The sequence below is a fragment of the Pseudomonas sp. MWU13-2105 genome (assembly GCF_023242315.1).
Classification (GTDB): Bacteria; Pseudomonadota; Gammaproteobacteria; order Pseudomonadales; family Pseudomonadaceae; genus Aquipseudomonas.
On record NZ_JALLIY010000031.1, the window covers coordinates 1 to 25,228 of the forward strand.

The window sequence follows — 25,228 nt, forward strand, 5'->3', positions numbered from 1 at the left end:
ACCAGCAGCGGGTGCCATTTTCGGGAAACCGGAAGAACCTTGCCTGGCGCGACCCCACACAACTCATCTTCGGGCACATCATCGAGCAGAGGCCGAAGCAGCAGGTAGGCCATCGCTTTCGGGATTGGCAAGGTATGCAATACACCCTGATCGGCCTTCATGTCAGACAGCGCGGTCCATCCTTGAAACGTCCGGAACGCAGAGCACCTCACTGTGTCTTTGTAGGCGTACTCATCGACCTCGGTGCGGAAGGCTGCGTCCCAGGGATCGTATGAACTGAAGTTGTTATTGTAGATTTTGTCGAAGACTTTCAGGTACGCCGGGTGCAACCAGCGCTCCAAAGCACCTGAGTCGGTATGGGGTCCAAGCCCCTTTGAGTCTGTGCCTGGCGGACGACGGCGTACCCGATCTGGATAAAGTGCGTTGACATCCGGATTGAACCATTCCTGACCTTGAGAGTAGGTCGTCCACAGGCGATTCAAGAACGATTGTGCTGCGCCCATCCGCTCATCCTGACGGAGCTGCATTTGCGACTCAGACCAATAAATAGGGAAAATCTCGGGACGAGATGCCTCCAGGCTTCCGAAAAACTGGTCGGCAGGACCACGATAAACCGCATCGAATTGGTTTTTGTCCAAGTAATCCAGCAGTCCTTTATCCCACCCCAATACCTGTTCTCTGGGGAAATGGTTTCTGATGACGACACAGCCCCTGCGCTTGATCAGGGCCAACTGCTCTTCGGTGACCTTGTCTACGCTGATGTCTTCAAATTCCAGCACAGGCCATCCCGAGCCTGTGAGTGCCTCCTGTTCCTTGACTGAGGCGATTTCGACGGCAATGAATTCACTGACCTGTGCGAACAAGGATTCCACGTTTCCGATCTGCGCGCGTAATGCCCGCTTCATCTTGACGATGCTATCCCTGTAATTTTCCGGAAGCGTAGCGCTTTCAAAGGCCTGGTATTTACTCACGGGTTTACCTGCTGCTTTTGTTATTCATGCAGGTATGGAACCACTTTCAGTTACGGCAGCGGCAGCCTCATTTGAGGCGTCAGGTAGTAGGATTATGGCGTTCTGATCAGATAGTCCTGGAGTATTGATCTACTGAGCATGAGTCCTTTACTGAAAATGATGGCCGTGCTGTCGGCGAAATTCCGATGGTGTCAGCCCTTTCAGCGCCTTGAACTGGCGATTGAACAACGCCTGCGACGAGTAACCCACTTCCTCTGCAATCATGGATACCGTCAAGTGCCCCTGCATCAACAACGCGCACGCATGTCCTACCCGCAGTCGAACGATGTAGTCCAGAGCGGTACAACGCGTATGCCTGCGAAACATCCGATGGAATGCCGATACGCTGACACAAGCCATCTCGGCCAACGTGGGAATACTGAGTGCATGTGCATAGTGACCATGCACATACTCCAGGACTCGGTGGATGCGCGCGTCTTCGACGATGTGGCTGCCAGCCTTTGAGGCCAGTGCCGGCAGGATCCTGGTGGCATCGACGTCTCTTGCCAGCTTGTTGAGCACCGCAAGCAACGCGATTAATCGCTCGGACGGCTCCTGGTTGACCATTGCCTCGATGATTGGCCGTATTTCCCGAGAAACCGCTTCACTGAAACTCAAGGCGTGCTGAGCAGCCGCCAGTAATTGTCGAAGCTGTCCCAGCTCCGGAAACAACGTCACCAGCGACTCAGCCCATGCCGCTGAAAACCAGATCACCAGAGCAACATGCGGTTGTCCCGGATCAATGAGCTCCGCTGACGACCAGCTATGGGGAACATTAGGCCCCAGCAGAATCAGATCCCCATCATCGTAAGGCGCGACGTCATTGCTGATGTAGCGGTGGCCACGACTGTTCAACGTGAGCGTCAGCTCGTACTCGGGATGATGATGCCATTCGAACGGAATGGCGTCCGACAAGCGTCTGTTCAATAGCGCCCAAGAGGCATCCGCCTCCGTTGGCACTTTCTCGAAACTGGGTCTCATGGCGACGAATTCTGCTCTATAACTACCCTAACACGCCATAATCGTACCACTCAGTATCCATACACACACTGTCAGGCGATAAGCCGGAATCGGCCAAAAACGGACATTTTCCAGCTCACACTCGCACACTGGTATCCCATGCTTTTTCGCCTACATCCAGCGCTATAGAGGCAATGGCCTGTCCTGCACAACCCGCTTCATAACAAGCGTCGACGTCAAGCGCTGCACATTGGGCAATGTCGACAGGCTTTCATCATAAAGCCGTTGAAATGCGGGCAAATCCTGGGTGATGACATGCAGCAGATAGTCCGGCTCGCCAAATAACCTTTGGGCATCGAGCACCTGCGGGATGTCAACGAGCGCCGTCTCGAAAGCCTCGACAGCCTGCCTATTCCCCTCGCGCAATGTAGCAAACACCATGGCGGAAAAGTTAAGACCCAATGCGCCCGGGTCCAGTTGTGCTCTATAGCCGAGCAATACACCCGACTCCTCCAGGGCCCGTACTCGTCGATGACAAGGGGAAAGACTCAGCCCCACACGCTCGGCCAGTTCGGTGACCGAAAGACGACCGTCCCTTTGCAGCTCAGAAAGAATCTTTCGATCAATCCTATCCATTTGGAAGAATCCCCCTTATTGCACGAACAAAATGATTATCTTTGGAAGTAAATTCTAACAATAATTCATTATTCTTCTTCGCACCAATAATTACCGGAGCCGGACGATGCAGCACGCGGTGTGTCAGCAGCAGAGGTGGGTGACACCATGACCTTGAGCGTTTTTGTTGCCTTTTGGGCAGTGTCGATTCTATTCGTCATCACGCCAGGCGCAGATTGGGCCTATGCGATTTCCGCAGGTATGAAGGGCCGAGTCGTCATACCCGCCGTGGGCGGGCTCTTATCCGGCCATTTGATCGCTACCATGATTGTTGCTGGTGGTGTTGGCACGCTGGTTGCGAACCACCCCACTGCCTTGACCGTACTGACCGTTGCCGGGGCGGGCTATCTGCTTTGGTTGGGTCTAAATATGCTTGCCCACCCCGCTACGCCACACTCTGATGATGTTCAGACGTCAGGTTCCTGGACGCGCTGGGCGATCAAGGGCCTTTGCGTGAGCGGGCTGAATCCGAAGGTATTCCTGCTGTTCCTGGCACTATTGCCTCAGTTCACCGACGCCACCGCTGCCTGGTCTGTGCCGATGCAGATGATTGCACTGGGGCTCATTCACACTGTCAGTTGCGGCGTGATCTATCTGCTAGTCGGATTTGGCTCACAGGTGGTACTGCAGGCACGTCCAGTTGCGGCTCGTTTGGTCAGCCGACTCTCCGGCGCAGCAATGATCACCATCGCGATCGCTTTGCTCATCGAGCAAATGCTGGGTTAATCCATTTTTAAACAAGGCGACACCATGACCGATCAGTCTTCACCATATGGCGGTATCTCTGACGTCTCCCAGGCACCGCGTGTCCGGATCCCCCATCTAAAACAAATGAAAGTAGAGGGGCAGAAATGGGCGATGCTCACGGCTTATGACATGTACAGCGCAGCCATCTTCGAGGAAGCGGGAATACCCGTCCTGTTGGTCGGCGACTCTGCGTCCAACAATGTCTATGGTAATGAATCCACCCTATCCATCACTGTCGACGAACTTATCCCTCTGGTTCGCTCGGTCAGCCGTTCGACACGGCGGGCACTGGTGATCGCCGATCTTCCTTTCGGCTCTTATCAGGCCTCGGCGGAACAATGCTTCCATACCGCCGTCCGGTTCATGAAGGAAGGCGGTGCGCATGCTGTCAAACTCGAGGGAGGGGTTGAAACGCTGCCTCAGGTCGAGAAACTCGTTCAGTCCGGCATTCCCGTCATGGCTCACATCGGCTTCACGCCGCAGATGGAACATCAACTAGGTGGTTACCGTGTTCAAGGTCGGGGCGAAGATGCGCAGCGCCTGATAGACAGTGCCAGAGCGTTTGAAGCAGCGGGTGCATTTGCTGTTTTGATCGAGATGGTGCCGGGAGATGTGGGGCGAGCGATCACTGAAGCCGTTTCAATTCCTACCGTCGGAATTGGCGCGGGCAACCAATGCGATGCACAGGTGTTGGTCTGGCAGGATATGGCAGGACTGCGCACTGGTCGCTTGCCGCGATTCGTCAAACAGTACGCTGACCTTCGTTCAGTGCTTCACACGGCGGCAAGGGACTTTGCACTTGAAGTGGGGGCAGGAACGTTCCCAGGTCCCGAACACACATTTTAACTGCGCGGGAATCGTTATGAAGAGCCCCAGAGAACGCGCAGCTGAAGGTTTACAGATAGGCGACCGGTTCACGATATTCCGCTGTTTTTCAGATGAGGAGATTCGTCAATTTTCGCAAATTTCTCGCGACTACAATCCGGTTCACTGTGATGCACGCTATGCGCAACTGCGCAGGTTCAAGACGCCCATCGCCCATGGCCTGCTCACAGCCAGTCTCATCACTGAAATTGGCGGGCAAATCGGTTGGCTGGCGACGGGGATGAACCTTGCATTCAAACGGCCGGTTTACCCGGGAGAGTCGATCACCTGCCACTGGCTGATCGTTGGCATCGATGAGCGTGGTCATGCAAAAGCCGAAGTCAGGGTACTCAACGCAGAGGGCATCACCGTGCTGGAGGCGACCACAACTGGCGTGCTCCCCGGAACCGAAGAACGAGAATGCCTCAAACAGATGCTTTCTGAAGGAGATCCTAGCAACGGTGCTGCCGTCTCCATAAATTGATCGGGTGGGCGATCGTGTGTCGATTTCTCAACACACTCGCAGAACAAGTGTCCCTACTCGGTTCAGGTACTAAATTGAGCCTGGGCTGTCTGAATCAGCCGCTCAATCCCGCCCATCAAAAACTGCTCAACGGCTTCGTCTACCAGAAATCCGTCCTGAACCTTGCCGGTCACGCCGCCAATCACAATCTGCGGATAGACCACCAGTTGCGCCTGGATGGCCCACAGGGTTTCGTTCAGTTGTTGATGAGCCCGCACGCCCCCGGTGAAGGCCGGGGAGGCGGTAAAGGTCATCACCGGTCGGCCGCTCAGTACCGAATGGCCATGGGGGCGGGACAACCAATCCAAGGCGTTTTTCAACAACCCCGACATGCCGTGATTGTACTCCGGCGAACCGATCAACAGCCCGTCGGCCTCGGCCACCGCGGCACGTAGGGCGACCACCGCCGGCGGCGTGTGGGGGCCGTCGTGGTCTTCATTATAGGGCGGAATATCCTGCAGTCCATGCAGGCTCAGTCGCACCGAATCGGGCAACCTTTCGGCCACCGTACGCAGCACCGCCGTGTGCGCCGATTGCCGACGCAGACTGCCGGATAAACCCAGAATATTGATAGTTGCTGTCATGGATGGTATTCCTGGAGAATCGTTTGTACCCAGTCCCCAGCCAAAGCTCAGCGGACCAGGCCCTGCATAAAGACAGCGGCCTTGGCCACCTTGTCGGACTTGTTGCGCCAGGCATGGCGGGTGCCGTTCTGGATCACCACCTCACCGCTGCGCACCAGGCGTTCCTCGCCATCATCGAGTTCCAGCCACAATTCGCCTTCGATCAGCACCACATAGTCGATCGTCGGGGTGCGGTGCATGCCCGGCGCCTCGGCTTCGAAGCACTCGATCAGCCCGGGCAACTCTTCGAGCATCTCGCCAAACGCCCGTTGCGGGTCCAATGGCGCGGCCATCACCGCATCCGGCGGCAGGCTGATCATCAGCAAGGACGAACCGCCCGCCCCCGGCAACAACGAGCCGCCCAGCGTGCTCTGATCGCCGTCGCACGTCGCCCCACCGAGCCAGACCAAACTGAAACCATAACCCGGAATATCGCTGAAATCCTTGGCCCGGGGGGCACAGGCGTCGCTGATAAACACCGACTTGCCCTGCCCATCGTGACCGGTGACCACTCTACGTATCTGCATTGTGCTTTCTCCTGCCCTGCCCATGGCGAGGGCACGGAGCTATCCGCGCCCTCGCGCCATTCAAGGACGAATAACGAAGTTGCCGAAACCACCCTGGCGATTCTCGATCCCACTGATGGCCTGGTTGACGTCTTCCAGGGCAAACACGCTGTGCTCAAAGAATGACAGGTCCAGTGCGCCGGACTCCACCATATCAGCCATGTTCTGCCCTTGGCTGGTGGTGAACCAGGCCGAACCGCTGAGCTGGATATCGTTGTCCATCATCCAGTGCAGATCGAGCGGCACTTCACCCGCTACCGCGCCGATATTGACCAGATGCCCGCCGCGCCGAAGGCCGCGCATGGCGTCCACCAGGCCCGCGGCAGGAGCGCCGGGCCCAAGAGCATCGATCACCACATCCAGGCCTTCGCCGCCGGTGACCCGGTCGGTCCACTCGTGGGTTGGGCAGGAACCCAGGGAAAGGATTTCGATACGTCCCGGCGCAGCCAGGTCTTTGACCCGCTGGAACAGCGTCTCGTTGCGCGCGGTGCCGAGGATCTTGCGTACCCCCATCGCCAACGCCAGCGCCACGGCTCCCAGGCCCAGGGTGCCAGTGATGCCGTTGATCAAGATCGTACTGCCCGGACCGGCATTGGCCTTGATCAAGGCGCGGTAGGCGGTCCCCAGGTAACCCAGGCGCGCGGCGGTTTCGAAGCCCAGGTTATCCGGCAGCCGCACCAGGCTGTACTGCGGTGCAGGCATGTATTCGCAAAGGCCACCGTAAGGGTAATCCTCGAACATCCTCGGGCTGCGCGGGGTAAAGCCGAAATAACCGTTGAAGGTGTAGGCATTGCAACCGGTGGTATTGCCGGCACGACAGGCGCGGCACGAACCGCAGTAACGCGCCGGATTGACATAGACCCGATCACCGGGCTTGAAGTCGTAGACCTGATCGCCCACGGCTTCGATCACCCCGGCCGGGTCCAGGCCAAAGATCGCCGGAAGTTTCGGCAATGGCAGATGAGGGAACCAGGTAACCCAGTTGGTCAGGATATTGTGCAGGTTGGGCACGATGCCGCAGGCGGCGACCTTCACCAGCACCTCTGTGGGGCGAATGGCCAGCACCGGTACCTCTTCGATTTGCATCGGCTGGCCGCCTTCGTACATACGTGCTGCACGCATCATTTTCGGACTCATGACTTTCTCCAACGATTTTTTGTTGTTGTTCTCGGCGGCGGCCTGAATCAGACAGGCACGCCTTTTATACAGAATTCGTGGGACTCAGCGCAGGCCATCCTCGCCTTTGACGTCACTGGCGGCGAGACCGCCGATACGCGCGTGGATCCGCCCGCCGGTGGCCATGGCCAGGCCGAAGGCGATCTCGTTGCGGCGCGGACCGTCCCACAGACTCATCTCGGCCACGCCGAAGTGACTGCGCACATACGCCGCCTGGATATGCCCAAGAGGGATCATGATCCGCGAACCGGGCCCGGCGATGCTTTTTGCCGCCGGGACGATGGCCTTGGGATGGCCCAACGCTTCACGCATGGCCCAGCCACCCGCCTCGTGCCATACCGCACCATGTTCCAGCTCACCGTCCTCACCTACGATGGCGCCCTTGCCATAGGCCTGGACCCGCTCTGCACCGCCCAGGGCCGTGATCAGACGCCCGGACAACTCGCGGCCCAAGGCCCGCAGTTGTTCCATGAACGGCAGCAGGTTTTCTTCATAGCGCCCAGCATAGGGATTCGCCACGACTGCCACGGCCACCGCGATCAATAAAGGCTCGGCCACCACCGGGCCGCCCTCGTGATGCACTTCTTCTATATCCAGTTTGAATTTGCGGATCTTCACCAACGACATGCTTGATCTCCGGCAGGCACCCGCCTGTAAGAAGTTGCTTGGCGGGCTTCCATAATATGCATTTTGTAATGTATGGTGCAAGAAATTATGTTTTATGCACAAAAAAGGAAAAGCACTCCATGAAACTGATCTCCTATCACCATAACCAGCAAGCCTGCTTTGGCGCGGTGGTTGACGCCCAGGTCATCGACCTGGGCCGGCAATTCCCCGGAGTCGACAATCTGGCGGCACTGCTGGCCGATCCACAACTGCTGCTACAGGCCCGGGCCCGGGTCGCTGAAGTGGCGCCGGACTATCCCCTGGCCAGCGTGCACCTGGACCCGGTGATCCCGGCTCCGGGCAAGGTCATCTGCGTCGGCATCAACTATGTGGCCCATGCCGAAGAAGCCGGACGCAAGGTCGGCCAGTACCCGGTGATCTTCCAGCGTTTCGCCGAAACCCTGCTGGCCCATGGCGAGCCGCTACTGCGCCCGACCGTCTCCGAGCAGTTCGACTTTGAAGCGGAATTGGCGGTGGTCATCGGCAAAGGCGGCGCGCACATCGCCGTGGAAGACGCCATGGAGCACGTCGCGGGCTACACCTGCTTCAACGACGCCAGCGTACGCGACTGGCAGTTCCACACGCACCAGTACGGCATGGGCAAGACCTTTCGCAGCACCGGCGCCCTCGGCCCATGGCTGGTGACCGCCGATGAAATTGCCGACTATCGCGCGCTGCAAGTTCGCGGCATTCTCAACGGTGAACAGCTACAGGAGGGTTCCCTGGGCGACCTGGCATTCGATATCCCGACGCTGATCGCCTACGTCTCCAAGGCCCTGACTTGGAACCCGGGCGATATCCTGGCGACCGGCACCCCGAGCGGCATCGGTTTCAAACGTACGCCGCCAATTTTCCTCAAGCCCGGGGACGTCTTCGAGGTGGTGATCACACAGATCGGCACCTTGTCCAACCCGGTGATCGACGAGGCTTGAAGCCCGCTTCGCACAAACAATGACAAGAATCAGGAGCAAAGCATGAACACCCTTCCGCGCATCAACTTCACCCACACAGGGACCTTCTGCGCCGACCTCGACAACATGGTCGATTTCTATTGCAGCAAGCTGGGCTTTGTCGTCAGCGACAAAGGCGTGGCGTCCACCGGCCACCGCCTGTTTTTCATGACCCAGAATCCTGAAGTCCACCATCAATTGGTGCTGTTCGACGGCAAGCCGGTGGACCTGCCTTTCAACCCGATCAACCAGCTGTCCTTCCTGCTCGACTCCCTGGAAGACCTGCAGCGTTTTTACCAGTTCGCCAAGGCCAACGGCATCGGGCCCATTGACCAGGTTGACCATGGCAACGCCTGGTCCCTGTACTTCAAGGACCCGGAAGGCAACCCGATCGAGATGTACGTCGACTCGCCCTTCTATACCGCCCAGCCGTGCCGCGAACCTTTGGACCTGGAGCAAAGCACTGAGCTGATCCGCACCCAGACCCATGCCATGTGCCTGCGTCGTCCCGGATTCCAGACCCGTGCCGAGTGGATGCAATCCATCAGCGAGCGAATCGCCGAACAGCGCGTGCGCTGGTAAGCCTCCTGGCGGCGACCGGCGTCGGGCCGGTCGCCCACATATGCACTCAGAGCCATGCCATGCACAAGAATCTGATAGCGGGACAGTGGATTGAAGGCTGCGGAGTCAGGGAAAACCTCAGCCCCTCGGATATCCATGATCTGGTCGGGCTGTATGCCCTGGCCAGCGCCGAAGACGCGCGCAACGCCATCCAGGCCGCGCGGGTCGCGCAACCGATCTGGGCGGCCAGAAGCCCGCAGCAACGGGCCGATGCCCTGGATTTCGTCGGCAGCGAATTGCTTGCCCGCCGGGATGAGCTCGGCCATCTGCTGGCACGGGAAGAAGGTAAAACCCTGCCGGAAGCCACGGCGGAAGTGATGCGCGCCGGACAGATTTTCAAGTTTTTCGCTGGCGAATGCCTGCGCCTGCGTGGTGAGCACCTGGCCTCGGTGCGCGCCGGCATCGAGGTCGACATCCTGCGTCGGCCGGTAGGTGTGGTGGGGATCATCACCCCGTGGAATTTCCCCATTGCCATACCCGCTTGGAAAATCGCCCCGGCCCTGGCCTACGGCAACAGCGTGGTGTTCAAGCCCGCCGACCTGGTGCCCGGGAGTGCCTGGGCCCTGGGCGAAATCATCAGCCGCGCCGGACTGCCGGACGGCACCTTCAACCTGCTGATGGGCCGAGGCAGCATTGTCGGCCAGGCGTTTCTCGAAGCACCGGACGTCCAGGCCATCAGCTTCACCGGTTCCCAGGACACCGGACGCCAGCTGATGCAGGTCGCCGGCGCGCGCTTTGCCAAGCTGCAACTGGAAATGGGCGGCAAGAACCCGCTGGTGGTGTTGGCCGATGCCGACCTGGCCCATGCGGTTGAATGCGCGGTGCAAGGCGCCTATTTCTCCACTGGGCAACGCTGCACCGCGTCGTCGCGATTGATTGTCGAGAAGGCGATCTACCCGGCCTTTGTCGCTGCGCTGACGGAACGCCTGAAGGGCTTGCGAGTCGGCCATGCGCTGTCTCCGGACAGCCAGATCGGGCCGGTGGCGGACGGCTCGCAACTGCGTCAGAACCTGGAATATGTCGCCATTGGCAAAACCGAAGGGGCTACTCTGGCCTGGGGCGGTGAAGCCTTGCAACGTGGCACCGACGGCTACTTCATGAGCCCGGCGCTGTTTGTCGATACCGATCCCCAGGCGCGCATCGCCCGGGAGGAAATCTTCGGTCCCGTCGCCTGCGTGATCGTTGCCGATCACTACGAGCACGCCTTGCAACTGGCCAATGACACTCCCTTCGGTCTGTCGGCAGGGATCTGCACCACCTCGCTGAAATACGCCACGCATTTCAAGCACGAGGTACAGAGCGGCATGGTGATGGTCAACACCGCCACCGCGGGAGTGGATCACCACGTGCCCTTCGGCGGCAGCAAGGCTTCCAGCTACGGCCCAAGGGAACAGGGCAGCCATGCCGTCGAGTTTTTCACCACGGTCAAAACCGCCTACACCCAGGCCTGAGGCATTTCCCTATCGGCCTCAGCCGGGTAAAACAACAAGAAGATGGAGCACAACATGGATTACGATCTGATCATTGTCGGCATGGGCCCGGTGGGCGCCACGGCAGCCAACCTGGCAGGCCTCTGGGGCCTCAAGACCCTGGTCCTGGACAAGGCCCCCGACATCTATGAAAACCCGCGGGCCATGGGCTTCGACCATGAAGTCATGCGCACCCTGGACAATATTGGCCTGGCCGACGCCATCGCCAGCCACACCATGCCCTATCGCGCCTCGCACTACCTTTCCAGTGGCGCGCGCCTGATCAAGCGTATCGACGCGGCCAAGCCACCGCACCTGTTGGGCTGGTCGCCCAATTACGTGTTCTCGCAACCCCCGGTGGAACGGGCGCTGCGGGCGCGGATCGATACCTACGCCCATGTGAAGGTGCAGTTGGGGGCCGAAGTACTGGACGTGCAGTCCCAGGACCAACAGGCCGAAGTTCTGGTGCGTGACGCCCAGGGCCAAGAGCACCGCTACAGCGCCCGCAATGTGCTGGCCTGCGACGGTGGCAGCAGCCCGATTCGCACTCGCCTCGACCTGGGCATGGAGGACCTGACCTTCGATGAACCCTGGCTGGTGGTGGACGTGTTGCTCAACGAGGGCGCAGGCAGCGCCCTACCGGAAACCAATGTGCAGTACTGCGAAGTCGAACGCCCCTGCACCTTCGTGGTCGGCCCGGGCCGCCATCGGCGCTGGGAGTTCATGATCAACCCTGACGAATCACCAGCGGACATTGCCCAGCCCGAGTCGATCCGCAAGCTGATCTCGCGCTGGCTGCCGGCGGCGGACTACGAGATCTGGCGCGCCTCCAGCTACCGCTTCCATGCGCTGATCCTGCGCCAGTGGCGTGCCGAACGCATCTTCTTCCTCGGCGACGCCGCCCACATGACCCCGCCGTTCCTGGCCCAGGGCATGTGCCAGGGCATTCGCGATGCATCGAATCTGGTCTGGAAACTGGCCTTTGTCGGCCGTGACCTGGCCGGCCCGGGCCTGCTCGACAGCTACCAGGCCGAACGCGCGCCCCATGTACGGCGTACCACCGAAGTGGCCAAAACCTTCGGCCAAACCATCTGCGAGCGCGATCCACACAAGGCCGTGGAGCGTGACGAACGCCTGCTGGAGCAGATGCGCACCACCCCCGATGGGATGATCCGCCAATCGCTGATCCCACATCTGAATGCCGGGTTGATTGACAGCTCACCGGCTGCCGGAGAGCTGTTCCCGCAACCCTGGGTCAGCAACCGCGACGGCGAACAAGGTTTGCTCGACCGTTTCACCGGGCAAAGCCTGCGCCTGGTGCTGGCCGCCGACTTCGCCGCCGACAACCTGCTGCGGCACTTGCCCGAGGGTCTGAAACGCCTGCCGTTGCAGATCGTCCAACTGGTGGACAAGGCGCCCGTTGTCGGCGATTCAGCGAATCACTATCAGGAGCGAGAGGGCTTGCTCGGCAGTTGGATGGCGGAGCATGAGTGCAAGGTGCTGCTGGTACGTCCCGACCATTATGTGTTCGGCAGCGCCAGCAGCGAAGATCAGGCGCGGGCCCTGATCGATCGTCTACTGCTGGAACTGAACCGCTAACCCCATGAAAAACGCCGCGCCAGGATCACTGGCGCGGCGTTCTTTTTTTTGGTCCGGATTTATTGCAGGGTGGAATGCTGTCCCAACAAGGCATCGGTGACCCGACTCAGGGTTTCGGTGATATGGCTGTCGAGCAAGGCCACTGCCTTGTCGGTATCACGCGCCAGCACCGCGTCCATCAGGCGCTTGTGCTCGTTACCCTTATGCCGCTCGACCTTGCGTCGCAGGGCCGAGAAACGCCGGTAGCGTTCGGCCCGATCAAACAACGAATCGATGGTGCGCAGCAGCAGTGACGACTGGCAGGCGGAAAACAAGGCGAAGTGGAACGCCTTGTGCCGCTCCGACCAATCGTCATCCAGGGCCACAGGTAAGCCACTGAGCTTCTTCTCCACCAGGCTCAGGCGATGATAGGCGCCGAGCACATCGGCTTCCCAGGCATCGTCGCCGTGGGCGATAGCGTTGGCCAAGGCCTCGCGCTCCAGCAGACAACGCAGGTGAGTGATCTCACTGAAATCCGCCACCGACAATCCAGCCACGCGAAAGCCCTTGTTCTCGCTGGCTTCGACAATGCCTTCCTGGGCCAGGCGGTTGAGCGCCTCGCGGATCGGCGAACTGCTCAAGCCGTAAGACTTGGACAGTTCGGCGACTTTAAGCTTTTCGCCGGGAGCCAGGTCGCAGCAGATGATGGACTTCTTCATCTGCTGCAACGCCACTTCGATCAACGACCCGCTTTGATTACTGAGCATGTTCATGGACCTGATAGATATTGCACTGTTGGCAATTTTATGCGCAAAAAACACTTTGTGCAATTTACTCTTGAACTGAAAAGCCTCAGGACAGACGGAAAAATTGCAGGATATCGTGCAACTCCTGTCCCAGACGCTCCATGTCCTTGCTCGCCGAACCCAACTGCTGGTTGCTGGACAGGTTGCGCTCACAGGTTTCCCGAACCTTGAGCATACTCAACCCCACCCCCTGCGCCACCTGGCATTGCTCCTGGGTAGCATGGGCGATCTGCTGGTTGAGGCCATGCATGATGCACAGGTTATCGGCCACCTGTGCCAGGGCGACGCTGGCCTGGGCCGAGAGTTGTTGATTCAGTAGGGCCTGCTCCCGGGCAATTTCAATGTCCTGCACCGCGCCCTTGGTCTGGCATTGCAGGGACTGGGTCATGGTGCCGATCTGCGCCGCTGCTTCCTGGGTGCGATTGGCCAGATGCCGGACTTCGTCGGCCACCACGGAAAAACCCCGTCCCTGCTCACCCGCCCGCGCCGCTTCGATTGCAGCGTTCAACGCCAGCAGATTGGTCTGCTCGGCCAATGCATGAATAACCTCCAGCACTCCGGCAATGCGCCCGCTCTCTTCATCTAGGCGCCGCATGGTCTGGCTGGCACCCTCCATTTGCCCGGTCAGTTCGCGACTCTGTAGCGCCACTGCCGCGACGTCGCGCTCACCGGACTCGTAACCGCTACGGGCCGCATCCGCCGATTGCAGGGTGCGCTCGGTGTGCAGGGCCACTTGCACCAGACTGGCATTGACCTGCTGCATGGCTGCGGCCGTGCTGTCGGCTTCCCGCGATTGTTCCCGGGCGCCCCGCTCGGCGGCAGCGGTGGCCGAGGACAGCTCACCACAGGCTAGGGTCAGGCGGTGACTGCCCTGGCCAATACGACTCATGATCTCGTGCAGGCTACGGGTCATTCCCTGCATGGCCAACAGCACCTGACCCAGCTCGTCCCGGCGTGTCACCTCCAGGAACTGGTTCAGATTGCCCGCCGCCACATCGCCGGCCACCCGGGCGGTGTAACGCAGCGGCGCGATAATGCGCCGACGAATAAATACCGCCGCGCCGGCACTCAACACCAATGCCAGCAAGGTCATACCCAGCAACCCGGAATAGGCCTGCCTGTCCAAGGCACTTTGGTGCGCCATCACCTGCTGCTTCAAGGTCGTGAAATCCGCTAGCATCTGCTGTGCGAGGGCGTCCATGATCTGTTCGCTGACGCGGCTTTCCTGGGCCCGCAAGCGAAACTCTTCAAAGGCCTGACGATAGCCACCCAAGGACTCCAGAGCCGCTTCCAGGGTCTGATGTTGAACCTCTGCGGCGCCATTGGCCAGGGATTGGGTCGAGGATTTCAGGTCGCTCATCAGCAACAGCCATTGGTCGTAATGCACCGCGTCAGGTTGCCTGGCGAAGGCCCATTCACTGCTGCGCACGGCCATCAGCTTGCGCATCAAGGCCATGGCGTTATCGGCCTGAGTCACCAGATCAAGGTTGGCCTTGCCTTGACCAATGGTCACGCCCAAGGCTTCGAGTAGGTCCTGCTCCACCCCTTCAAAACCACCTTTGGCCGCTTCAGCCTGGCTTTGCATGCTGCCCTGGGTGGCCAGCGTACGCTCACGCGTGACGGTGAAACGCTCGAACTGGTCAAGGTATTCCTGGCTGGCCCGAAGCAATGACCGACTGTCGGCAAATCCTCCGTCAAGCACCTTGATCATCCCCCGAAGGGTGCTCAGCACCTCCTCCCGGGCGCCGTCCGCGCCCTCCACACGGTAGGTTTTTTCCGCGGCACGGGCACTCAGCACTCCGGCGTGCAGGTCGTTGACTTGCTCCAGCCACTCCTCCCCCTCCAGCACCGCCCGCAAGGCATAAGCCGCCGTGCCGGCCAAGACCACGGTCAAGCCGCATAAAAGGCTGAACCCCGTGATCAGCAAGGCGCTGATGGACAAGGGACGACGCAGGACACCGGGCAATTTTCGCATTGTTGTTTTTCCTGGGCAGATAACGGGAATCAAGGAAATCGCCTCTGGCCTGGTCGAGCCTGCGGTTTTCCTTGACTTTGCAAAACAGCGGATTTACTTTTTGTGCACAAATTCATTTTTAGGGCAAATTAAAATGAATAATGCACAAAATAATAATCCATGCAACAAAAGCCAGTTACCCACGCCTCAGGAGACCTGATCACCACCGTTCGCGCTTCACCGGAGCCGCTCCACCGCCAGACCGCTGTTCAGTGCTGCCGCACATCCGAATCGACTCGCTTAACAACAATAAAAAAGCAGAAGAGGTCACCATGAAAACACTCCACAGCCGCCCGGGCCGTCCACAGTACTTTGCCCGTGCCACCGGTACCGTCGGCGCTGCCATCGCCTTGTGCACCTCGGTCAACGCCGTTGCTTTTCAGTTCGATACCGGTATACCCGACCTCACCACCAGTTGGACCAACACGCTCAAGTACAGCAACGCCTTTCGCGTCAAGGGTCGCGAGGGCAGTGTCTCTGGCGGCCCCGGCACCTCGGTCCCGAACTCGAACATGGATGACGGCGACCGTAACTTCAGTACCGGCCTGATCTCCAACCGCCTCGATTGGCTGTCGGACCTGGACGTGTACTACAAGGATGTCGGCGCGCGCCTGAGCGGCGCCGCCTGGTACGACTCGGTGTACAACGAGAGCAACGACAACAATTCGCCGGGCACCGCCAACGCCCTCAGCGTGCCCAACAATCACTTCACCGACGCCACCCGCAACCTCCACGGACGCAAGGCCGAAGTGCTCGATGCCTTTGTCTACGGCTCCCGTGATGTGGGTGACACCCGGGTCTCCGGGCGTCTTGGGCAATTCACCCAGATCTACGGTGAAAGCCTGTTCTTCGGCGCCAACGGCATCGCCAATGCGCAATCCACCGTCGATCTGGTCAAGCTGCAATCGGTGCCCGGTTCGCAGTTCAAGGAAATCCTCTTGCCCACCAAGCAGGTGTCCGGCAACTGGCAACTGAGCGATAGCGTCAGCGTCGGTGCCTATTACCAATTCGAGTGGAAGAAAACCCGCCTGCCGGGCTCCGGCAGCTATTTCAGCGGCGGTGATTTCGTCGGCGCGGGGGCCGAAAGTGTCTACTTTCCCACCGGGGTCCTGGTGCATGACGGCAGTATCAATGCACGCAACTCGGGCCAGTTCGGTGCCCAGCTGAAATTCAGCGTCGACGATTGGGACTTCGGTCTCTACGCGGCCAAGTACCACGATAAAACCCCGATTTTCTACTTCCGCCCCGCTGCACTAATCCCCGGCGACAACGACACTTACGTCGACGTCTATGCCCAGGACATCAAGGTCTTCGGCGCCAGCTTCAGTACCCAGGCCGGTGAGGCGAATGTCGCCGGCGAGCTGTCGATGCGGGTCGATACGCCCCTGGCAGCCACCGGTGGCGTAGTGATCACCGGCATGGGGGCCGACAACGACAGGAATCCCGCATACCCGATCGGTAACTCGTTGCACGCCCAGGTGTCGATGATCAACGTCTACGGCGGCAATAAAATCTGGGATGCGGCGTCCTTCGCCGGTGAGTTGGCGTTCAACCGGCGCTTGAGCATCAAGGAGAACGCCGACCAGCTGGACCCCAACACCACACGCGACGCCTACTCACTGCGCTTCACCTTCGAGCCGCAGTACTTCCAGGTCATGCCCGGGGTCGATGTGCAATTGCCGATCAACGTCGGTTACACCCCTTACGGCCGCTCTTCGGTGACCCCGCAAGCCTTCTCTCCGGAACACGGTGGCGACATCACATTCGGGCTCAAGGCCGACTACCAGAAGACCTGGTATGCCTCCCTCAGCTACACCAATTTCTTTGGGGCCGGCGGGCCGATCATCGACTCCAGCAACGCTTACACCTTCAAACAAAACATGAAAGACCGCGACTTCGTCGCGCTCTCGATTCAACGCACGTTCTGATTCCAGTCATGCTCCGGAGAACAATTATGAAACAGCATGCCCCCCTTCTTTCCGCCCTGGCCCTGCTCAGCCTCGTCTCGGGCCAGGCCCTGGCCGCAGTGTCCGCCGAACAGGCCGCGACCCTGAAAACCACCCTGACGCCGATGGGCGCCGTGAAAGCCGGCAACAAGGATGGCAGCATCCCAGCCTGGACCGGCGGCCTTGCCCAGGACGTGCCCGGGCCGAAGTTCGGCGATGTGCCGGCCGACCCGTTCCCCGGTGAAAAACCACTGTTTCAGATCACCGCGAAGAATGCCGCGCAATACGCCGACAAACTTAACGAAGGCACCCGCGCCCTGCTGGAGCAGTACCCGGACACCTTCCATCTGGAGGTCTACCCGAGCCACCGCAGCGCCGCCGCGCCGCAGTGGACCTATGACAACACCCAAAAGAACGCCACACAGTGCCAACTGACTCAGAACGGCCTGTCGGTGCAGGGCTGCTACGGCGGCGTACCGTTCCCGATTCCGGCCAACGGTAACGAGCTGATCTGGAACTTCCTGCTGCGCACTGAAGCCGAGTCCATCGAACACGGCTACCGCAACATGATCGGTAACTCCGATGGCTCGCGGACCCTGGCCAGTCGGGGCGTGGAGAACTGGCAATACCCGTACTACTACAAGGATGGCGACGCGCAGAAGTGGTCCGGCCAATATGTACTGCTGCGTTTTCTCACCAACGAACCACCGTTCAAGGCTGGTGAGTCCCTCGTCACCCACGACAGCATCGACGCCGCCAACCCCCGTGAAGCCTGGCAGTACCTGGTGGGCCAGCGCCGCGTGCGCCGCGCGCCGACCGTGGGTTACGACACTCCCGACTTCGTCGCTTCCGGCGCCAACTACTTCGACGAGGTCCATGGTTTTATCGGCCATCCGGACCGCTACCAATGGAAGCTGATCGGCAAGAAGGAAATGTACATCCCGTACAACCTCAACAAGTTCCACGCCGAGAAGCCGGATGACGTATTCACCGAGAAAACCCTCAATTCCAGCAAGATGCGCTGGGAGCTGCACCGGGTCTGGGAAGTCGAAGCCAGCGTCGCCCCCGGCAAGCGCCATGCCGTACCGAAACGGCGCTTCTACATCGACGAAGACAGCTGGACCATCGCCCTGGCCGACGGCTACGACGCCCAGGACAAGTTGTGGCGCGTAACCCAGGCGCTGCCGTTCGTGGTGCCGTCGATTCCGGCCGTGGTGGTCAAGCCAGTGGTCATCTACAACCTGCAGGCCAAGACCTACAGCGTGGTTCAGGGCCTCAACGGCGAGACCTACAAAGTCGTGCCGCGCAAGCCGGAGAACTTCTTCACCGGCAACGCCGTGGCCTCGGGCTCGGCACGCTGACTCTGTGACGCAGCACATGGGGCCGGCACCTGGCGGGCCCCATTCCCGGATTGTCGAGGTAGAGATGTCCATGCACCTATTCAAACGCACTGTCCCCCACCTCCCCTGCACTGCGCTGGCCCTGCTGTTGGGCCTGACACCGCTGGCCCAGGCCGAATCCACCAGCGAGGCCGAGCTCTTTCAACGTCCGGCGCTGCACAGCGAGCTGGCTCCGCGCTCACTGATGCTCAGCGTGGCCCGAGCCGGTCAATCATTGGTGGCCGTGGGAGAGCGCGGTTTTATCCTGCGCTCCGCAGACAACGGCCAGTCTTGGCAACAGATGCCCTCGCCGGTGAGCGTGACCCTGACCCAGGTGACCTTTCCCTCCACCGATCAAGGCTGGGCAGTTGGGCATGCCGGGGTGATCCTGCACAGTGCCGACGGAGGCCTGAGCTGGACCTCGCAACTGGACGGTAACCAGGCCGCCCGCCTGGCGCTGGATGCGGCCAACCAGGCACTGGCCGAAACCCCTGGCGATGAGGCGCAACAGCGCGTCGACGACGCCCAACGGCTGCTGGAAGACGGCCCGGACAAACCTTTCCTCGCCGTGCACTTCTTCAACCCACAGCACGGCCTCGTTGTCGGTGCCTACGGCCTGGCCTTCGAAACCCTGGACGGCGGCCAGCACTGGCAGTCCATCAGTGCGCGTCTGGACAACCCGTCGGCGCTGCACCTCTACGGCATCCTGGACCTACAAGGCACGCTGTTTATCGCTGCCGAACAAGGCCTGCTTCTGCGTTCCACCGACCAGGGCGGGCATTTTCGTCGTATCGAGATCCCGGCCAATGGCACTCTGTTCGGCCTGCTCGCCAGCCACCAGAACCATCTGTTGGCTTTCGGCCTGCGCGGCAAGATCTACCGTTCCGAAGATCAAGGCGACAGCTGGAGCAACATCGCCAACAACCAACCCGTGACGCTCACCGCTGGCCTGGTCAGCGCCGACGGCAGCCTGTTGCTGGTGGACGAAACCGGGCGGGTGCTGCGCAGCCAGGATGACGGCCGCAGCTTCAGCGCCACCGCCCAAGGGCAGAACACCGCCCTCAATGGCCTGGTCCAGACCGCCGGCGGTGGCTTGGTAGCCGCCGGTGCCCATGGGCTTATCGCCTTTTCCCTCAGAGACAGCCAGCGGAGCAGCGCCCGTGAACAGTAAAGCGATCGACCCTCACAGCAACACGGCGCCTGAACCGCTGCTGTTCGACAAACGCTCCGGCAGCTTGGTGGAGCGCCTGCTGTTCAACCATCGCGCCCTGGTCGTGGCCTTGTGTCTGCTGATCAGCGCGGTGCTGGGGTATCAGGCCACTCACCTCAAGCTCAGCGCCGCCTTCGAAAAGATGATCCCGGTGGGTCATCCCTATATCGAAAACTACTTCAAATACCGTGGCCAATTGGGCGAAGGCGGCAACACCCTGCGTATCGCCCTCGAAGCCAAACAGGGCACCATCTATGATGCCGAGTACCTGGACACCCTCAAGCGCATCAACGACGAGTTGTTCCTCGTCGACGGTGTCGACCGGCCCTACATGAAATCCTTGTGGACCCCGGCCACCCGCTGGATTGGCGTGACCGAAGAAGGCTTCGACGGCGGGCCGGTGATCCCCGACGACTATAACGGCTCGGCGGCGAGCATCGATCAAGTCCGCCAGAACGTCGAACGTTCCGGAGAGCTGGGCCGCTTGGTGGCCTCGAACCTGCGCTCCAGTGTGATCCTGCTGCCGCTGCAGGACACCAGCAGCCAAGGCAGCGCCCCGCTGGATTACCACGCCCTGTCGCAACGCCTGGAACAACTGCGCCATCACTACGAAAGCGACCGTTACTCCATCGCCATCACCGGTTTCGCCAAGGTGGTCGGCGACTTGATGGACGGCCTATTGCTGATGCAGGTGTTCTTCGTCGGCACCCTGCTAATCTGTGCCCTGGTGTTGCTGTGGTACACACGCTGCCTGCGCAGTACCCTGCTGGTGCTGTCCTGTTCGCTGATCGCCGTGCTATGGCTGCTGGGCCTGTTGCCGACCCTGGGTTATCAGCTGGATCCCTACTCGATCCTGGTGCCGTTCCTGGTGTTTGCCATTGGCCTGAGCCATGGCGCGCAGAAGATGAACGGCATCATGCAGGACATCGGCCGTGGTGCCGACAAGCTGGTGGCCGCACGCTTCACCTTCCGTCGGCTGTTCCTTACCGGGCTGATGGCACTGATGGCTGACGCCGTGGGGTTTGCGGTGTTGATGATCATCAATATCCCAGTGATCCAGGACCTGGCGATCACCGCCACCCTGGGGGTGATGGTGCTGGTTTTGACCAACCTGGTGCTGCTGCCGATCCTGCTGTCCTTGACCGGCGTCAGCCGCCGCGCCGCCGAACGCGAAGCCCGGGCCGAACGCCTGGCCCTGAGCGACCTCCAGCACCGGCGCCATCCGTTGTGGGCGTTTCTCGACCGCTTCACCGAGTTGAAATGGGCCCGACGGGCGATTGCCGTGGCGGCACTGCTGGGAATCGCCGGCTTTGCCGTCAGCCTGCACGTCAAGGTCGGCGACTTGAACCCCGGCGCCCCGGAACTGCGTGCGGATTCGCGCTACAACCGCGACAACGCATTCATGGTCGGTAACTATGCGGCCAGCAGCGACAAGTACGTGGTCATGGTCAAGACCCCACCTTTCTACTGCGCCAACTACAACACCCTGGTCACCGTGGATGCCCTGGAAGCACGCCTGCAACAATTGCCTGGCGTGGTCTCCACCAGCTCCCTGGCAGCCTTGAGCAAACAGGCGGCGGCCGGCATGAACGAAGGCAGCCTGCGCTGGTATGAAATCCCCCGCAACCAGGGCTTGCTCAACGCCATCATCACCCGCGCGCCACGGGAGTTGTTCAACCAGAACTGCGACCTGCTGACGGTCAACGTGTTCCTCTCCGATCACAAGGCCGACACCCTGACCCGCGTCGCCAACACCGTCGAAGCCTTCGCCGCGACCCACAACACGGCTGAGCTGCAATTCATGTCCGCCGCCGGTAACGCAGGGATCGAAGCTGCCACCAACATCGTGGTCAAACGGGCCAATATGCAGATGCTGCTGGTGGTGTACCTGGCGGTGATCGTACTGTGCCTGATCACCTTCCGCTCCTGGCGCGCAGTGATCTGCACCGTGCTGCCGCTGATGCTCACATCGATACTCTGTGAAGCCCTGATGGTCGGCCTGGATATCGGTCTGAAGGTCGCCACGCTGCCGGTGATCGCCCTGGGGGTCGGTATAGGCGTGGATTACTCGCTGTATATTCTGAGCATTACCCTGGCCAACCTGCGGCAAGGTGCAAGCTTGTCCAACGCCTACTACACCGCCCTGCTGTCCACCGGCAAAGTGGTGGTGCTGACCGGTGTGACCCTGGGCGTGGCGGTAGCGACCTGGGTGTTGTCGCCGATCAAATTCCAGGCCGACATGGGCATCCTCCTGGCCTTCATGTTTATCTGGAACATGCTGGGCGCCTTGATCCTCACTCCGGCTCTTGCGCGGTTATTGCTCAACCCTGCTGAGGCCAAGCTCGGGGTGCCCTCATCCACTCATTAACCTCTGACCTGCAGCGCTCTGACCAAGCGCTGCAACATCAACACCAGCAAGGCGGCGTGCAAGGACCACCATCAGCCTGTGCGAAATGCCGGAGAAAGCCCATGAAAGTCACAAGACACCCTCCGCCGCTCCTCGTATATTTCTTCCGGAGCCCAGCTCTCCCCACCCGCGTTTATTTTTGAACGATGACGTTCATAAGCTTCGAACGATTTCAGGAAGCACGACAGCATGACAACAGAGAGCTGATTTCTGCAGGGTGCCACCGGAAACCTGGAAGTGTTCCTGGACAGACCGGCGGTGGTCAGAGCCAGTGCCCTGGTCTTGCATCCCCACTCTCTGTTGGGTGGAAACGCGAATTACAAGGTGCCGTTCACTATCATGCGTGCCCTCGCTAGCACAGGTGTTTGCGTGTATCGCCCCAATTTCCGTGGCGTGGGTAATTCGGCGGGGGGCTTCGACACAGGTGAACTGGAAACACAAGACACACTTTGTCTGATCAAGCACATTCGTGAAGCCGAAGGACCTCTTCCCACTGATATTGATAGGCTTCTCGTTTGGCGCCTATGTCGCAGCAAAAGCGGCCCTGGCACTGCACGCCACTGACGAGCCTTGCGATGATCTGCTGTTATGCGGTCTGCCCTATGGAGAAGTAAAGGAACGCCGAAATTACGACACACCCACCATTTCCGGTGCTTACCTCATACATGGCGAACAGGACGAAGATGCACCACTGCATAACACCTTGCGTTGGGCGGCATTGAGCAAGACCCCCATCATGGTCGTACCGGACGCGGACCATTTTTTCAGTGGAAAACTGGGTGTGTTCGGCGCATTGATACGCGACCGGGTGATCGCCAGATTGGCGAACGCAGGCTAAGTGTCACACCCAAAGCCTGGTTCACACCCAAGCACACTGTTTGCCCTTCATTTGTCGAGCACTGTCGAGGCAACGTTCCTCTTCCCGTCGATACTCATTGGGCGTCATATGGGTCAGCTTGCGAAACATGCTGATAAACGAAGAGGCCGTTTTGTAACCCAGCACCGATGCGATGGTTTCGACGGTCTGACCTTGCTGCAGCATCGCCAACGACTCCACCACCATTAAGCGCTGGCGCCACTCAAGAAACGTCATGCCCAAGTCTCGCTGGCAGCGCCGCGCCAATGTTCGCTCCGACAGGTTGAGCGATAGCGCAAAATCTGAAAAGGTCCGTTGATCATAGGGGTTCTGCTTCAATTGACTCAGCAATGAGCCAAATACCGGGTCAGCAGAATGAGGCAAGTAGCTGCCACTGCTCCTGGCATGCACCAACCTGTCGACCAGCACCCTGAGCAGGCGTTTTCCCACATCGTCCTGCTCATCGTCGCCGGTGCTGTTGAAGACCTGCGTCAACAACGCACGAAGTAGCGTATCCACCTCCAACGCGCAGTGTTCGCCGGGTAGCAAGGCGCAGAACATCTTCGGCAAATAAATGGAGATGTGCCTCGCATGCTGCCGATTGAAGCAGGAGCGCTGCTGCCCCGGCGGTAACCACACCCCATATTGGTGGGTCACGAGATAACCATGGCCACCCACGTCGACCTCCAGCAAACCGGAGAACGAGTAGATAAACTCCCCACGCGCCTCCAACGACCTGGAGGTGATGCTGTTCGCTGGCAACCAGGCTGATCGGGACAAAATCTGATCGTCTGCCTGGCCGGAAACAGCCTTACATTCGCCACCCATGACTTTGCCCTCTACGCCGCTCTGCTTTCCACAGCATTTCCTGCCCATGCCTCGCCCCCATCACTTGTCGATCAGCCTTTCGCACGCAGCCAGTAACGCGCAAGTACCAATCACTTGGGCGGCAATACTCAAATCAGCCAATCCTGGTGACGAAGGCGCAATGCGCAAGTGTTGGTCGAGCGGATCATCACCATGGGGATAGCATGCGCCCGCAGCAGTCAGGTTGACCCCGACCGCTTGTGCAAGCGCGACGGTTTGCCGTGCAGTCCCCGGCAGGACATTCAAACTGATGAAGTAGCCCCCTTTGGGTTGGCTCCAACTGGCGACCCCGAATGACCCCAGATGGGCATCCAATTGCTTGAGCACGGCGGCGAATCGCGGCGCGAGGAGTTTCCGATGCCCGTCCATCAGCGCCTTCAGCCCTTCAAGATCTTTCAGGTAGCGCACATGGCGTAGCTGATTCAACTTGTCCGGCCCCACACTCCTGACCGAAGCGTGACGCAGCCACCATTCGACATTTGCCTTGGAGGCGCCGAACAACGCGAGGCCGGCACCGGCGAAGGTCATCTTCGAGGTGGAGGCAAAAACCAAAGCGCGATCCGGATGCTCGTGACGCACACAAGCCTGGTACAGGTTGGCTATCTCGATGGAATCCGACGTCAGATGATGCAAGGTGTAGGCATCATCCCAAAACAACCGGAAATCTGCTGCTGCGGTTGGCATGGACGCCAGCGCTTCGATGACCTCGTCACTGTAAACAGTACCCGTAGGGTTGCTGTACTTTGGCACACACCACATGCCACGGATGCTTGAGTCTTCGGCGACCAGCTTGCGCACCAAGGCTATATCCGGACCATCATCGAGCAATGGCACCACAATCATCCGGACACCGAAGGTCGCGCACAGTGTGAAATGTCGATCATATCCGGGTACCGGGCAAAGGAACGCCACCCCATTAGGCTCCTGCTGCCAAGGCACGGCAGACTGCGCAAAGCCGTTGAGCATCGCGAACGCCAGGCAGTCATACATCAAGGCGAGGCTTGAATTGCCCGACACCACTGTTTGTTCAGCGGGGACGCCGAGTAATGGTGCAAACAACCTCCGCGCTTCGGGAAGCCCCTGCTGCCCCATGTAGTTGCGACAATCCGTACCGTCTTCAGCCCGATAATCGCCCGCCAACGACAGCTCCAGCAAAGGGTTGGAAAGGTCCAACTGTTCGGCGCTGGGGACCCCACGCGCCATATTGATAGACAGTTTGAGCGTCCCCAGACGCAGGTATTCAGCCTGGAGTTCGCCATGCAGTTGATCCAGCGCATCGATTGAATAGTCGGCGAGTTTCAAGTACGACCTCTCT

General features: G+C 59.9%; 23 protein-coding genes and 1 pseudogene. 12 read left to right on the plus strand and 12 right to left on the minus strand.

All coding sequences use genetic code 11. From position 1 onward, the window contains the following. The 3 genes from M5B96_RS30885 to M5B96_RS30895 all read right to left on the minus strand — a co-directional run. A partial coding sequence (locus M5B96_RS30885; protein ID WP_248800794.1) for a YbiU family protein occupies positions 1 to 971 on the minus strand: 971 nt, incomplete at its 3' end. A gap of 147 nt (positions 972 to 1,118) precedes the next feature. Then, a complete protein-coding gene (locus tag M5B96_RS30890; protein WP_318654865.1) occupies positions 1,119 to 1,991 on the minus strand; it encodes an AraC family transcriptional regulator in 873 nt (290 codons plus the stop codon). A gap of 162 nt (positions 1,992 to 2,153) precedes the next feature. Next, on the minus strand, positions 2,154 to 2,606 hold the full coding sequence (locus M5B96_RS30895; RefSeq protein ID WP_248800795.1) for an Lrp/AsnC family transcriptional regulator: 453 nt from the start codon (positions 2,604 to 2,606) through the stop codon (positions 2,154 to 2,156). A gap of 147 nt (positions 2,607 to 2,753) precedes the next feature. On the opposite strand from M5B96_RS30895, the gene M5B96_RS30900 reads away from it, so the two are divergent. The 3 genes from M5B96_RS30900 to M5B96_RS30910 are packed head-to-tail and all read left to right on the plus strand — an operon-like array spanning position 2,754 to position 4,740. After that, the gene (locus M5B96_RS30900) at positions 2,754 to 3,371 is read left to right on the plus strand and encodes a LysE family translocator (RefSeq protein ID WP_248767299.1); all 618 of its coding nucleotides are present in this window, start codon (positions 2,754 to 2,756) and stop codon (positions 3,369 to 3,371) included. Between the two features lie 24 nt (positions 3,372 to 3,395). Continuing rightward, entirely contained in the window at positions 3,396 to 4,238 is an 843-nt protein-coding gene (panB, locus tag M5B96_RS30905; protein ID WP_248767300.1) for a 3-methyl-2-oxobutanoate hydroxymethyltransferase, read from the plus strand. 16 nt (positions 4,239 to 4,254) lie between these two features. After that, positions 4,255 to 4,740: a MaoC family dehydratase gene (locus tag M5B96_RS30910; RefSeq protein ID WP_248800796.1), complete on the plus strand. Its 486-nt coding sequence runs from the start codon at positions 4,255 to 4,257 to the stop codon at positions 4,738 to 4,740. Between the two features lie 62 nt (positions 4,741 to 4,802). Here the strand turns inward: M5B96_RS30910 and M5B96_RS30915 are convergent, their stop codons facing one another. The 4 genes from M5B96_RS30915 to M5B96_RS30930 all read right to left on the minus strand — a co-directional run bounded on the left by M5B96_RS30915 (position 4,803) and on the right by M5B96_RS30930 (position 7,771). Then, the gene (locus tag M5B96_RS30915) at positions 4,803 to 5,363 is read right to left on the minus strand and encodes an NADPH-dependent FMN reductase (protein WP_248800797.1); all 561 of its coding nucleotides are present in this window, start codon (positions 5,361 to 5,363) and stop codon (positions 4,803 to 4,805) included. A gap of 47 nt (positions 5,364 to 5,410) precedes the next feature. Continuing rightward, on the minus strand, positions 5,411 to 5,929 hold the full coding sequence (locus M5B96_RS30920) for a cupin domain-containing protein (protein ID WP_248800798.1): 519 nt from the start codon (positions 5,927 to 5,929) through the stop codon (positions 5,411 to 5,413). Positions 5,930 to 5,989: 60 nt separating this feature from the next. Continuing rightward, positions 5,990 to 7,105 carry an alcohol dehydrogenase catalytic domain-containing protein gene (locus M5B96_RS30925; RefSeq protein WP_248800799.1) on the minus strand — a complete coding sequence of 372 codons (1,116 nt, stop codon included), beginning with the start codon at positions 7,103 to 7,105 and terminating at the stop codon, positions 5,990 to 5,992. Positions 7,106 to 7,189: 84 nt separating this feature from the next. After that, positions 7,190 to 7,771, minus strand: a complete 582-nt coding sequence (locus M5B96_RS30930) for an amino acid synthesis family protein (RefSeq protein ID WP_248800801.1) — start codon at positions 7,769 to 7,771, stop codon at positions 7,190 to 7,192. A gap of 119 nt (positions 7,772 to 7,890) precedes the next feature. Here M5B96_RS30930 and M5B96_RS30935 point away from each other — a divergent pair, with 119 nt between their 5' ends. From M5B96_RS30935 to M5B96_RS30950, 4 genes are read left to right on the plus strand one after another with little or no spacing between them, the layout of a single operon-like run. Beyond that, positions 7,891 to 8,742 (plus strand): fumarylacetoacetate hydrolase family protein, encoded by an 852-nt coding sequence (locus tag M5B96_RS30935; protein WP_248800803.1) that lies wholly within the window; start codon positions 7,891 to 7,893, stop codon positions 8,740 to 8,742. Positions 8,743 to 8,784: 42 nt separating this feature from the next. Continuing rightward, entirely contained in the window at positions 8,785 to 9,342 is a 558-nt protein-coding gene (locus M5B96_RS30940; RefSeq protein ID WP_248800805.1) for a VOC family protein, read from the plus strand. Between the two features lie 59 nt (positions 9,343 to 9,401). After that, positions 9,402 to 10,832: an aldehyde dehydrogenase family protein gene (locus M5B96_RS30945; protein WP_248800807.1), complete on the plus strand. Its 1,431-nt coding sequence runs from the start codon at positions 9,402 to 9,404 to the stop codon at positions 10,830 to 10,832. A 54-nt stretch (positions 10,833 to 10,886) separates the two neighbouring features. Then, positions 10,887 to 12,449, plus strand: coding sequence for a bifunctional 3-(3-hydroxy-phenyl)propionate/3-hydroxycinnamic acid hydroxylase (locus tag M5B96_RS30950; protein WP_248800809.1), 1,563 nt, complete (start codon positions 10,887 to 10,889; stop codon positions 12,447 to 12,449). A 59-nt stretch (positions 12,450 to 12,508) separates the two neighbouring features. Here the strand turns inward: M5B96_RS30950 and M5B96_RS30955 are convergent, their stop codons facing one another. From M5B96_RS30955 to M5B96_RS32945, 3 genes and pseudogenes are all read right to left on the minus strand, one after another. Then, positions 12,509 to 13,195 (minus strand): GntR family transcriptional regulator, encoded by a 687-nt coding sequence (locus tag M5B96_RS30955; protein ID WP_248800811.1) that lies wholly within the window; start codon positions 13,193 to 13,195, stop codon positions 12,509 to 12,511. Between the two features lie 85 nt (positions 13,196 to 13,280). Beyond that, positions 13,281 to 14,156 carry a methyl-accepting chemotaxis protein gene (locus M5B96_RS32940; protein WP_412548672.1) on the minus strand — a complete coding sequence of 292 codons (876 nt, stop codon included), beginning with the start codon at positions 14,154 to 14,156 and terminating at the stop codon, positions 13,281 to 13,283. Beyond that, positions 14,139 to 15,209: pseudogene (locus M5B96_RS32945) on the minus strand (HAMP domain-containing protein); the annotation flags it as partial. The pseudogene M5B96_RS32945 and the gene M5B96_RS32940, both read right to left, overlap by 18 nt. 311 nt (positions 15,210 to 15,520) lie before the next feature. Here M5B96_RS32945 and M5B96_RS30965 point away from each other — a divergent pair. The 5 genes from M5B96_RS30965 (at position 15,521) to M5B96_RS30985 (ending at position 23,028) form a co-directional block, all read left to right on the plus strand. After that, positions 15,521 to 17,176: a DUF1302 domain-containing protein gene (locus M5B96_RS30965; RefSeq protein ID WP_248800814.1), complete on the plus strand. Its 1,656-nt coding sequence runs from the start codon at positions 15,521 to 15,523 to the stop codon at positions 17,174 to 17,176. A gap of 26 nt (positions 17,177 to 17,202) precedes the next feature. Further along, positions 17,203 to 18,555, plus strand: a complete 1,353-nt coding sequence (locus M5B96_RS30970) for a DUF1329 domain-containing protein (protein ID WP_248800815.1) — start codon at positions 17,203 to 17,205, stop codon at positions 18,553 to 18,555. 70 nt (positions 18,556 to 18,625) lie between these two features. Further along, complete coding sequence (locus tag M5B96_RS30975) at positions 18,626 to 19,744, plus strand: WD40/YVTN/BNR-like repeat-containing protein (protein WP_248800816.1); 1,119 nt, start codon at positions 18,626 to 18,628, stop codon at positions 19,742 to 19,744. Continuing rightward, positions 19,686 to 22,151, plus strand: a complete 2,466-nt coding sequence (locus M5B96_RS30980) for an efflux RND transporter permease subunit (RefSeq protein WP_412548671.1) — start codon at positions 19,686 to 19,688, stop codon at positions 22,149 to 22,151. The genes M5B96_RS30975 and M5B96_RS30980 overlap by 59 nt, the downstream gene beginning before the upstream one ends. A gap of 508 nt (positions 22,152 to 22,659) precedes the next feature. Next, entirely contained in the window at positions 22,660 to 23,028 is a 369-nt protein-coding gene (locus M5B96_RS30985; protein WP_248800818.1) for a hypothetical protein, read from the plus strand. Positions 23,029 to 23,049: 21 nt separating this feature from the next. Here M5B96_RS30985 and M5B96_RS30990 read toward each other — a convergent pair whose 3' ends face one another. After that, positions 23,050 to 23,922: an AraC family transcriptional regulator gene (locus M5B96_RS30990; protein ID WP_248800819.1), complete on the minus strand. Its 873-nt coding sequence runs from the start codon at positions 23,920 to 23,922 to the stop codon at positions 23,050 to 23,052. A gap of 12 nt (positions 23,923 to 23,934) precedes the next feature. Beyond that, entirely contained in the window at positions 23,935 to 25,215 is a 1,281-nt protein-coding gene (locus M5B96_RS30995; RefSeq protein ID WP_248800820.1) for an aminotransferase class I/II-fold pyridoxal phosphate-dependent enzyme, read from the minus strand. Between the last annotated feature and the right edge of the window lie 13 nt (positions 25,216 to 25,228).

Bases quoted from the DNA above. Each gene is read 5' to 3' on its own strand.
- M5B96_RS30890 (WP_318654865.1), bottom strand. From the start codon at position 1,991: ATGAGACCCAGTTTCGAGAAAGTGCCAACGGAGGCGGATGCCTCTTGG.
- M5B96_RS30895 (WP_248800795.1), bottom strand. From the start codon at position 2,606: ATGGATAGGATTGATCGAAAGATTCTTTCTGAGCTGCAAAGGGACGGT.
- M5B96_RS30900 (WP_248767299.1), top strand. From the start codon at position 2,754: ATGACCTTGAGCGTTTTTGTTGCCTTTTGGGCAGTGTCGATTCTATTC.
- panB (WP_248767300.1), top strand. From the start codon at position 3,396: ATGACCGATCAGTCTTCACCATATGGCGGTATCTCTGACGTCTCCCAG.
- M5B96_RS30910 (WP_248800796.1), top strand. From the start codon at position 4,255: ATGAAGAGCCCCAGAGAACGCGCAGCTGAAGGTTTACAGATAGGCGAC.
- M5B96_RS30915 (WP_248800797.1), bottom strand. From the start codon at position 5,363: ATGACAGCAACTATCAATATTCTGGGTTTATCCGGCAGTCTGCGTCGG.
- M5B96_RS30920 (WP_248800798.1), bottom strand. From the start codon at position 5,929: ATGCAGATACGTAGAGTGGTCACCGGTCACGATGGGCAGGGCAAGTCG.
- M5B96_RS30925 (WP_248800799.1), bottom strand. From the start codon at position 7,105: ATGAGTCCGAAAATGATGCGTGCAGCACGTATGTACGAAGGCGGCCAG.
- M5B96_RS30930 (WP_248800801.1), bottom strand. From the start codon at position 7,771: ATGTCGTTGGTGAAGATCCGCAAATTCAAACTGGATATAGAAGAAGTG.
- M5B96_RS30935 (WP_248800803.1), top strand. From the start codon at position 7,891: ATGAAACTGATCTCCTATCACCATAACCAGCAAGCCTGCTTTGGCGCG.
- M5B96_RS30940 (WP_248800805.1), top strand. From the start codon at position 8,785: ATGAACACCCTTCCGCGCATCAACTTCACCCACACAGGGACCTTCTGC.
- M5B96_RS30945 (WP_248800807.1), top strand. From the start codon at position 9,402: ATGCACAAGAATCTGATAGCGGGACAGTGGATTGAAGGCTGCGGAGTC.
- M5B96_RS30950 (WP_248800809.1), top strand. From the start codon at position 10,887: ATGGATTACGATCTGATCATTGTCGGCATGGGCCCGGTGGGCGCCACG.
- M5B96_RS30955 (WP_248800811.1), bottom strand. From the start codon at position 13,195: ATGCTCAGTAATCAAAGCGGGTCGTTGATCGAAGTGGCGTTGCAGCAG.
- M5B96_RS32940 (WP_412548672.1), bottom strand. From the start codon at position 14,156: ATGCAGGGAATGACCCGTAGCCTGCACGAGATCATGAGTCGTATTGGC.
- M5B96_RS30965 (WP_248800814.1), top strand. From the start codon at position 15,521: ATGAAAACACTCCACAGCCGCCCGGGCCGTCCACAGTACTTTGCCCGT.
- M5B96_RS30970 (WP_248800815.1), top strand. From the start codon at position 17,203: ATGAAACAGCATGCCCCCCTTCTTTCCGCCCTGGCCCTGCTCAGCCTC.
- M5B96_RS30975 (WP_248800816.1), top strand. From the start codon at position 18,626: ATGCACCTATTCAAACGCACTGTCCCCCACCTCCCCTGCACTGCGCTG.
- M5B96_RS30980 (WP_412548671.1), top strand. From the start codon at position 19,686: ATGGGCTTATCGCCTTTTCCCTCAGAGACAGCCAGCGGAGCAGCGCCC.
- M5B96_RS30990 (WP_248800819.1), bottom strand. From the start codon at position 23,922: ATGGGCAGGAAATGCTGTGGAAAGCAGAGCGGCGTAGAGGGCAAAGTC.